At 54.5% G+C, this 8,618-nt stretch carries 8 protein-coding genes and 2 tRNA genes; 2 read left to right on the plus strand and 8 right to left on the minus strand.

What is annotated here, in order from left to right; genetic code table 11:
- The 5 genes from ilvD to ilvL form a co-directional block, all read right to left on the minus strand.
- A complete protein-coding gene (gene ilvD, locus Q7C21_RS10995) occupies positions 1–1,851 on the minus strand; it encodes a dihydroxy-acid dehydratase (RefSeq protein ID WP_008926357.1) in 1,851 nt (616 codons plus the stop codon).
- Positions 1,852–1,913: 62 nt separating this feature from the next.
- Entirely contained in the window at positions 1,914–2,843 is a 930-nt protein-coding gene (locus Q7C21_RS11000) for a branched-chain amino acid transaminase (RefSeq protein WP_039661111.1), read from the minus strand.
- An 18-nt stretch (positions 2,844–2,861) separates the two neighbouring features.
- Positions 2,862–3,119: an acetolactate synthase 2 small subunit gene (gene ilvM / locus Q7C21_RS11005; RefSeq protein WP_008926359.1), complete on the minus strand. Its 258-nt coding sequence runs from the start codon at positions 3,117–3,119 to the stop codon at positions 2,862–2,864.
- On the minus strand, positions 3,116–4,762 hold the full coding sequence (gene ilvG, locus Q7C21_RS11010) for an acetolactate synthase 2 catalytic subunit (RefSeq protein ID WP_008926360.1): 1,647 nt from the start codon (positions 4,760–4,762) through the stop codon (positions 3,116–3,118). The genes ilvM and ilvG overlap by 4 nt, the downstream gene beginning before the upstream one ends.
- A gap of 150 nt (positions 4,763–4,912) precedes the next feature.
- Positions 4,913–5,011, minus strand: a complete 99-nt coding sequence (gene ilvL, locus Q7C21_RS11015; RefSeq protein WP_072101316.1) for an ilv operon leader peptide — start codon at positions 5,009–5,011, stop codon at positions 4,913–4,915.
- A gap of 330 nt (positions 5,012–5,341) precedes the next feature.
- Here ilvL and Q7C21_RS11020 point away from each other — a divergent pair, with 330 nt between their 5' ends.
- The gene (locus tag Q7C21_RS11020; RefSeq protein ID WP_008926361.1) at positions 5,342–6,862 is read left to right on the plus strand and encodes a YifB family Mg chelatase-like AAA ATPase; all 1,521 of its coding nucleotides are present in this window, start codon (positions 5,342–5,344) and stop codon (positions 6,860–6,862) included.
- A 26-nt stretch (positions 6,863–6,888) separates the two neighbouring features.
- Here the strand turns inward: Q7C21_RS11020 and Q7C21_RS11025 are convergent, their stop codons facing one another.
- A complete protein-coding gene (locus tag Q7C21_RS11025) occupies positions 6,889–7,227 on the minus strand; it encodes a DUF413 domain-containing protein (RefSeq protein ID WP_008926362.1) in 339 nt (112 codons plus the stop codon).
- Positions 7,228–7,347: 120 nt separating this feature from the next.
- Between Q7C21_RS11025 and hdfR the strand changes: the two genes are divergently transcribed.
- A complete protein-coding gene (gene hdfR / locus Q7C21_RS11030) occupies positions 7,348–8,181 on the plus strand; it encodes an HTH-type transcriptional regulator HdfR (protein ID WP_008926363.1) in 834 nt (277 codons plus the stop codon).
- Between the two features lie 120 nt (positions 8,182–8,301).
- Here the strand turns inward: hdfR and Q7C21_RS11035 are convergent.
- Both Q7C21_RS11035 and Q7C21_RS11040 read right to left on the minus strand, forming a co-directional pair.
- Positions 8,302–8,377, minus strand: a tRNA-Trp gene (locus Q7C21_RS11035).
- A 7-nt stretch (positions 8,378–8,384) separates the two neighbouring features.
- A tRNA-Asp gene (locus tag Q7C21_RS11040) sits at positions 8,385–8,461 on the minus strand.
- Positions 8,462–8,618: the final 157 nt, after the last annotated feature.

Below are 8,618 nucleotides of genomic sequence, written 5' to 3' on the forward strand. Positions count from 1 at the left end.
TTAGCCTCCCAGCTTGCTCTTATCGCGGACAGCGCCTTTGTCAGCACTGGTCGCGAGTAATGCGTAAGCACGCAGCGCAAAGGAGACTTCACGCTGACGATTGACTGGCGTATAGGCCGCATCGCCACGTGCCTGCTGCTCTTCACGGCGGGCGTGCAGTTCGTTATCCGGCACAGCGAGTTTGATGCCGCGATTAGGGATATCGATTTCAATGGTATCGCCATCTTTGACCAGCGCAATGGTGCCGCCGTTAGCCGCTTCCGGCGAAGCGTGGCCGATAGAGAGGCCCGACGTACCGCCGGAGAACCGACCGTCGGTGATCAGTGCGCAGCTTTTGCCCAGGCCCATCGATTTCAGATAGGTGGTCGGATAGAGCATTTCCTGCATGCCCGGCCCGCCTTTTGGTCCTTCGTAGCGGATGACGACCACGTCGCCTGCCACAACTTTGCCGCCCAGAATCGCTTCTACCGCGTCATCCTGGCTTTCATAGACTTTAGCCGGGCCCGTGAAGGTCAGGATCTCTTTGTCTACGCCCGCCGTTTTAACGATACAGCCATCTTCGGCGATGTTGCCGTAAAGCACGGCCAGACCGCCATCCTGCGAGTAAGCGTTTTCGCGGGTGCGGATACAGCCTTCGGCACGATCATCATCCAGCGTGTCCCAGCGGCAGTTCTGTGAGAACGCCTGGGTAGTACGGATGCCTGCCGGGCCAGCGCGGAACATATCTTTCACCGCCTGATCTTTGGTCAGCATGATGTCGTACTGATCCAGCGTTTCACGCATCGTCTGCTGCAGAATATTACGGGCGCTGCTGTCGAACAGGCCTGCGCGATCCAGCTCGCCCAGAATCGCAAAAACACCACCCGCGCGATGCACATCTTCCATGTGATATTTCGGGGTACTTGGCGCGACTTTACAAAGCTGAGGCACTTTACGTGACAGGCGATCGATGTCGGAGATATTAAAGTCGATGTCGCCTTCCTGTGCCGCCGCCAGCAGGTGCAATACGGTGTTGGTGGAACCGCCCATGGCGATATCCAGCATCATGGCGTTCTCGAAAGCGGCCTTGTTAGCGATGTTACGTGGCAGCATGTTGACGTCATCCTGCTCGTAGTAGCGCTTGGTCAGACTGACGATGCGCTTACCGGCATTGATGAACAGCTCTTTGCGATCGGCGTGCGTGGCCAGCAGTGATCCGTTGCCAGGCTGCGACAGGCCCAGAGCTTCGGTCAGACAGTTCATCGAGTTGGCGGTGAACATACCGGAGCAGGAGCCACAGGTCGGGCAGGCAGAGCGTTCGATCTGATCGCTGTCGGCATCGCTGACGTTCGGGTTGGCACCCTGAATCATCGCATCCACCAGATCCAGCTTGATGATTTTGTCAGAAAGCTTGGTTTTACCCGCTTCCATCGGTCCACCGGAAACAAAGATCACCGGAATATTCAGGCGCAGTGACGCCATCAGCATTCCCGGCGTGATTTTATCGCAGTTAGAGATGCAGACCATGGCGTCTGCGCAGTGCGCGTTGACCATGTACTCGACCGAGTCGGCAATCAGTTCGCGCGAAGGCAGTGAATACAGCATGCCGCCATGACCCATGGCAATACCGTCATCCACCGCGATGGTGTTGAACTCTTTAGCCACACCACCTGACGCTTCAATCTGCTCAGCGACGAGTTTACCCAGGTCGCGGAGGTGAACGTGGCCAGGGACAAATTGGGTGAATGAGTTAACCACAGCGATAATCGGCTTGCCGAAATCGTCGTCGGTCATTCCTGTCGCGCGCCATAAGGCACGGGCACCTGCCATATTGCGGCCGTGGGTGGTAGTGGCGGAACGGTACTTAGGCATGCTCTATTTACTCCAGTAAGAATAAGCTCGCGGACGTCAGATGACGCCCGCGCTGTATCTGATTATGGGTTAACCGGATCTAACCAGCCCCATTTGTCTTCTGTTTCGCCAGTGAACAGACCAAAGAAGGCCTCCTGGATGCGTTTGGTGACCGGGCCACGTTTGCCTTCGCCCACCTGAATGCGATCCACGCTGCGTACCGGCGTGATTTCTGCGGCGGTGCCAGACATAAAGACTTCGTCAGCCAGATAGAGCGACTCACGCGACAGCGTCTGCTCACGCACTTCAATGCCCATATCGCGCGCCAGCGTGATGATGGCATCGCGGGTGATACCCGGCAGTGCAGAGGAGGTGAATGGCGGCGTAAACAGCACACCATCTTTAACTTCAAACAGGTTCTCGCCAGCACCTTCTGAAATCAGGCCATTGGTGTCCAGCGCGATACCTTCCTGATAACCGTGACGACGGGCTTCGCTGCCCACCAGCAGTGAGGAGAGGTAGTTACCACCCGCTTTCGCGGCGGTTGGCAGGGTATTTGGCGCAACGCGGTTCCATGAGGAGACCATCGCATCGATGCCGTTTTCCAGCGCTTCTGCGCCCAGGTATGCGCCCCACGGGAAGGCAGCAATGATCACATCGGTGGTGAAGCCGTCTGGCGGGTTCACGCCCAGGCCCACATCGCCAACAAAGGCCAGCGGACGGATATAAGCACTTTTCAGTTTGTTCACGCGGATGACTTCGCGGCACGCTTCCATCAGCTCATCAACGCTGCTTTTAATCGGGAAGCGGTAGATTTTGGCGGAGTCGTGCAGACGTTGCATGTGTTCGCGATGACGGAACACAACCGGTCCTTTGTGAGAGTCGTAGCAACGCACGCCTTCAAATACCGACGTACCGTAGTGCAACGCGTGAGACATGACGCTGACCTTCGCATCTTCCCACTTAACCATCTCGCCATTGAACCAAATAAAGTCTGCTTTCTTCGTGCTCATTGTTATTTCCTCTCGCGGCTACGCGCGGATTTGTTGTGTTGTCTGTTGTTGAATCTGAACGCATGCAACGTCGATCAATTTACTTAACTGCGAAGACAGTAAATCGACGGAGCGCTGGCTGGCAACGGTCATTTCAATATTAATGTTTTCTGCGTTAGCGACTGAGGCCATGTTCATAGAACAGACCTGAAAACCGCGGTGACGCACGACGCGTAAAATGCGCTCTAATATTTCAGGGCGGAAACGGGCTTCGATAGACAATTGATGCTGGTTCATACGGTTTTCTCCATCATGTTTGCATTGCTGGCACCCGGCGGTACCAGTGGCCAGACGTTTTCATGCTCATCTATTGCAACATGCAGGAAGTAAGGACCTTCGCTGTTCAGCAGAGCATCAAGGGCGGCGTCGACCTGATCTTTACGGGTAATGCGCTGGCCAGGAATGTTGAACGCGCTGGCCAGCGTGAGGAAGTCGGGATTATCGGACAGATTGGTTTCGCTGTAGCGACCGTCAAAAAAGAGCTGCTGCCACTGGCGCACCATGCCCAGACGCTGGTTATCCATCAGTACGATTTTAACCGGCAGCTTGCCGCGCTTGATGGTACCCAGTTCCTGAATGTTCATCATGATGGAGCCATCACCCGAGACACAGATAACCGTATCTTCCGGGCGTGCAACCTGTGCGCCGATAGCGGCAGGCAAACCAAAGCCCATGGTGCCTAAACCACTGGAGGTGATGAAGTTTTCCGGTGCGCTAAATGCCATGTGCTGTGCCGTCCACATCTGATGCTGACCAACGTCGGTGGTCACAACAGTATTGGCCGGTTTGCGATCGGAAAGCTGCTTCAGCAACAGCGGCGCATAGATCGCTTCGCCTGGATGGTCATAGCGCCATGAGTGACTGGCTTTAAGCGCTTTCACCTCATCACGCCAGGCGTTGATATGCAGCGGCTGACTCAGAGCAGGCAGCAATTCGTTGAGATCACCCTGCAGAGAGACGTGTGCGCGACGTAATTTGTTTAACTCAGCGGGATCGATGTCGAGATGAATCACGCTGGCGTGGGGTGCAAAGGTATCCAGCTTGCCGGTGACGCGGTCGTCGAAGCGCGCACCGACCGCGATCAGCAGGTCACATGCCTGTACGGCCAGGTTAGCGGCTTTGGTGCCGTGCATCCCCAGCATGCCCAGATAGACCTCACTGTATGGATCCACACTGCCTAAGCCTTTCAGGGTAGCCACTGCCGGAATACCGGTTTCTTCTGCCAGCGCACGCAGTGCCGGAACAGCCTGCGCCAGACCGACGCCACCGCCAACGTAGAGCATGGGTTTTCTGGCCTGCGCCATCAGTGCACGTGCTTCGTGAATTGCCTGATGTGGCAGCGCGCTTCCCTCTTCTACCGGCACCAGATGCGGTGCGGGCTCACCCTGCGCAATCTGAATGTCTTTCGGGATATCAACCAGCACCGGACCCGGACGACCCGACTGCGCCAGCGCAAAGGCTTCCGCCATGATAGCGGGCAGCTCATCCAGCGACTCGACCAGGAAGCTGTGCTTGGTACAGGCCAGCGAGAGTCCCAGTACGTCGATCTCCTGGAAAGCATCGGTGCCGATGAAGGCAGAGGTCACCTGACCGGTGATTGCCACAACCGGAACCGAATCCATCATGGCATCCGCCAGGCCCGTAATCAGGTTAGTCGCGCCAGGGCCTGAAGTGGCGATACAGACGCCAGTTTTGCCGGTTGAGCGGGCATAGCCAATCGCCGCCATCACTGCGCCCTGCTCATGACGACACAGTAGGTGTTCCACGCCGCCATCATAGAGCGCGTCGTATACCGGCATGATTGCGCCACCAGGGTAACCAAATACGGTATTAACCCCCTGCGCGCGTAAAGCCTGAACTACCCACTGTGCACCTGTCATCGCTATTCTCCTGTGTCCTGACCGGAACAACAGAATTTTATGCTACTGTTCATTGTTTGTTCCTTGTGGATTTACTGATATTTCCTCGGGTCGAAAAAAAACCCCCGGACCTTTCGGTGCGGGGGTTTTTTCGGATTCGAGGCTTGATTTTTAAGCCTTTCTTTCTCCAAGCGTTGCCCCGCACGGTAGGTTAATAACCACCACCACGCTAATCACGACCAGGCTAATCACTTGTAGAAGGGCTTTCATGTGTTGTTCAATTCTTTTACGTGTTCGAAGTAATGCCTACAGAGTTATCATAGTCAGGGGTTATGGCACAACTTTTTTTACAGACTTTTTTTAACCACAGGCGCTGGATAACGACCTATCAACCTGTATTACAAGAAATAATTACGTGATGATAATTATTCATCACTTTAGGGGCGTAATCATGTTTTGATGAATTTGCGCGCAGTCGCACAAGGTTTCAATACGCCTTGAAAAAAACGCTGATGGGCTGGACGATGGCCTGAACAGTGCTGATCATCCCCTCGCTTTCGTTTGACGCTGTCACCAGACTGGCGGCAACAAGGAGCGAGTATGTCATTATCAAAAGTTCTGACCCGGGCAGCATTAGGCGTAGAAGCCCCGCTGGTGACCATTGAGGCGCATATCAGTAACGGCCTGCCAGCGTTAACACTGGTGGGTTTGCCTGAAACCACCGTGAAAGAGGCACGTGAGCGGGTCCGCAGTGCCATTATCAACAGTGGTTTTACCTTTCCGGCTAAGCGCGTCACCATCAATCTGGCCCCGGCAGATTTACCCAAAGAGGGCGGGCGGTATGACTTACCTATGGCGATCGCCATTCTGGTCGCCTCTGAGCAGCTTCCTGCCGATAAGCTGACGCACTATGAGTTTCTGGGTGAGCTGGCACTCGACGGCGCAGTGTGCGGTGTACAGGGCGCGATTCCAGCGGCTATGGTGGCGATACAGGCGGGAAGGCAGCTGGTGCTCTCCGTTGAAAATCAGGGTGATGCCGGACTCATCCGTCAGGGGTTGTCGCTGGTCGCCTCTCACCTCAGCCAGGTATGCGCCTTTCTGCGTAATGCGCTCACATTACCGACGGCCCAATACCCTGAACAGCAGGGCGACGTGCCGGCTGATGATCTCGCTGATGTCATTGGTCAGGAGCAGGGGCGCAGAGCACTGGAGATCACAGCGGCAGGCGGTCATAACCTGCTGCTGATTGGGCCACCGGGCACGGGTAAAACCATGCTCGCCACCCGACTGCCTGGCATAATGCCTTCTCTTAGCGATCAGGAAGCTCTGGAGTGCGCGGCAATCGACAGCCTGGTGAACAACAATACCCTGCACCGACAGTGGCGCACGCGGCCTTTCAGGTCACCTCACCATAGCGCATCTCTCTATGCTTTGATTGGTGGCGGATCATTGCCACGGCCCGGTGAGATATCCCTCGCGCACAATGGCGTACTGTTTCTGGATGAGTTACCGGAATTTGATCGCAAGGTACTGGACTCCCTGCGCGAGCCATTAGAGTCGGGCGTCATCGCTATTTCCCGTGCCCGGGCAAAAGTTACCTATCCGGCACGGTTTCAGCTGATCGCTGCGATGAATCCCAGTCCAACCGGGCATTATCAGGGACAACACAACCGCTGCTCACCCCAACAGGTTTTGCGGTATCTCAGCAAGCTATCAGGCCCTTTTTTGGATCGTTTTGATCTTTCGCTGGAGGTGCCGCTACTGCCGGGTGGGATGCTCAGCGGTCAGCGCGCCAGAGCGGAAGCGTCTGAGCAGGTACGTCATCGGGTGGTCGCGGCACGTAACATTCAGCTGGCCCGTACAGGCAAGATCAATGCGCATTTAAACAATGCAGAGATTATGCGCTGGTGTCAGCCTGCCAAAGAAGACGCGGAGTGGCTGGAGTCCGTGCTGGAGAAACTGGGTTTGTCTGTGCGGGCATGGCAGCGGATTTTGAAAGTGGCGCGTACCGTTGCCGATCTCGCGGGGGATACGGATATTAGCCGGTCACATCTGCAGGAAGCGGTCAGTTACCGTACAATAGATCGATTAATGATTCATCTGCACAACAGCCTGCAATAAAAAAAGGGGCTTTCGCCCCTTCTCTGTTAATCGTCGCTGTCGGTAAAGTCTTCAACGGTGTCCATCTGCGGTTTACCGCCAGAGAGCGTATGAAAACGCTTAGGACGCTTAATGCGGGTCATATACTTAGACCACACGCGCTCAGCTTCCGTTTGCGGCTCACGCACGCCACGACACACTTCAATAAACAAACGTTCTTCTTCAGTTACAGGCTCACGCTTTGATAAATCCAGCTCATTAAAAGCAAAACCGTGGCGTTCAAGAAGCTGAGCCTCTTTAATAGTAAAGTCACCGTGGCGTGAGAAACCACGCGGGTAATGTTTGTTATCAAAGAAACGATTCTCTGTTGAGAAGCTTTCCGCCATGTTACACGCTCCTGATTTTCTAATGCCGTGCTGTTAATGGCGCGGAGTATTAGATAGGCTTGACAGAGTGTAAAACAAAACATTTAAATCTATACGACAAACATTTTTTGGGAGAACGCTGTGGATACGGAATTACTGAAAACTTTCCTGGAAGTGAGCAGGACACGTCATTTTGGGCGTGCTGCAGAAGCACTTTACCTTACGCAATCTGCTGTCAGTTTTCGCATCCGTCAGTTAGAGAATCAGCTTGGCGTTAATCTTTTTACACGGCATCGCAATAACATACGTCTGACAGCGGCAGGAGAGCGACTGCTTCCCTATGCTGAAAGCCTGATGAGCACCTGGATGATGGCGAAGAAGGAGGTTTCTCATACTCAGCAGCATCATGAGCTTTCTATTGGTGCCAGTGCATCTCTATGGGAAGCCTATCTGACGCCATGGCTACAGACGCTGTATGAGAATCGGGAGAGCCTGCATTTAGAAGCGCGCGTAGCACAGCGGCATCTGCTGGTTAAACAGCTTCATGAGCGCCAGCTGGATCTGTTGATTACCACTGAAGCGCCTAAGATGGATGAGTTAACCAGTCAGCAGATTGGTCATATTTCACTGGCGCTGTTCTGCGCCCGGCAGAGCGAAAAGCGTGAGAAATATGATTATATTAAGCTGGAATGGGGAGCTGATTTTCATCAGCATCAGAGCTATCTCTCGGGGGCTGATGATGTGCCGGTCCTCTCCACAACGTCAGCGCATGTCACCCGTGAACTGCTGCATACCACCGGCGCATGCGCGTTTCTGCCGGACTTCTGGCAAAGTGTTTACAGTGAGTTGATGATGATTCCGGATACACCCGTTGCCGTTCGTCCGCTCTATGCTGTCTGGTTGCAGAACAGCGATCAGCAGGCACACATCCGCCAGTTGCTTAAATTCCCGATTCTGGTCAGGCAAAACAGCTGAATTTACGGGAAAAAGAGGTGAGCAGGGAAGATCAGAGGCCAGTTAGCGTTAGCTGGTTTTTCTTTTTTGCTTTTTTAAAGGCAAAAAAAAAATCCTTTGCCGAAGCAAAGGATCGTTTTCTGGCAGGGGCGGAGGGACTCGAACCCCCAACACCCGGTTTTGGAGACCGGTGCTCTACCAATTGAACTACGCCCCTAATAGGGTGGCGGAACGGACGGGGCTCGAACCCGCGACCCCCTGCGTGACAGGCAGGTATTCTAACCAACTGAACTACCGCTCCACCGATTCTTTCACGGTTCTCAGCAACCGGCTGAGAGCCGTCTGTTCCTGTTGCTTTCCTTGTCAGGGGAAAAGGAACGAATTTAATGCCTGGCAGTTCCCTACTCTCGCATGGGGAGACCCCACACTACCATCGGCGCTACGGCGTTTCACTTCTG

Source organism: Pantoea sp. ANP04, from assembly GCF_041982285.1.
Taxonomy (GTDB): domain Bacteria; phylum Pseudomonadota; class Gammaproteobacteria; order Enterobacterales; family Enterobacteriaceae; genus Pantoea; species Pantoea eucalypti.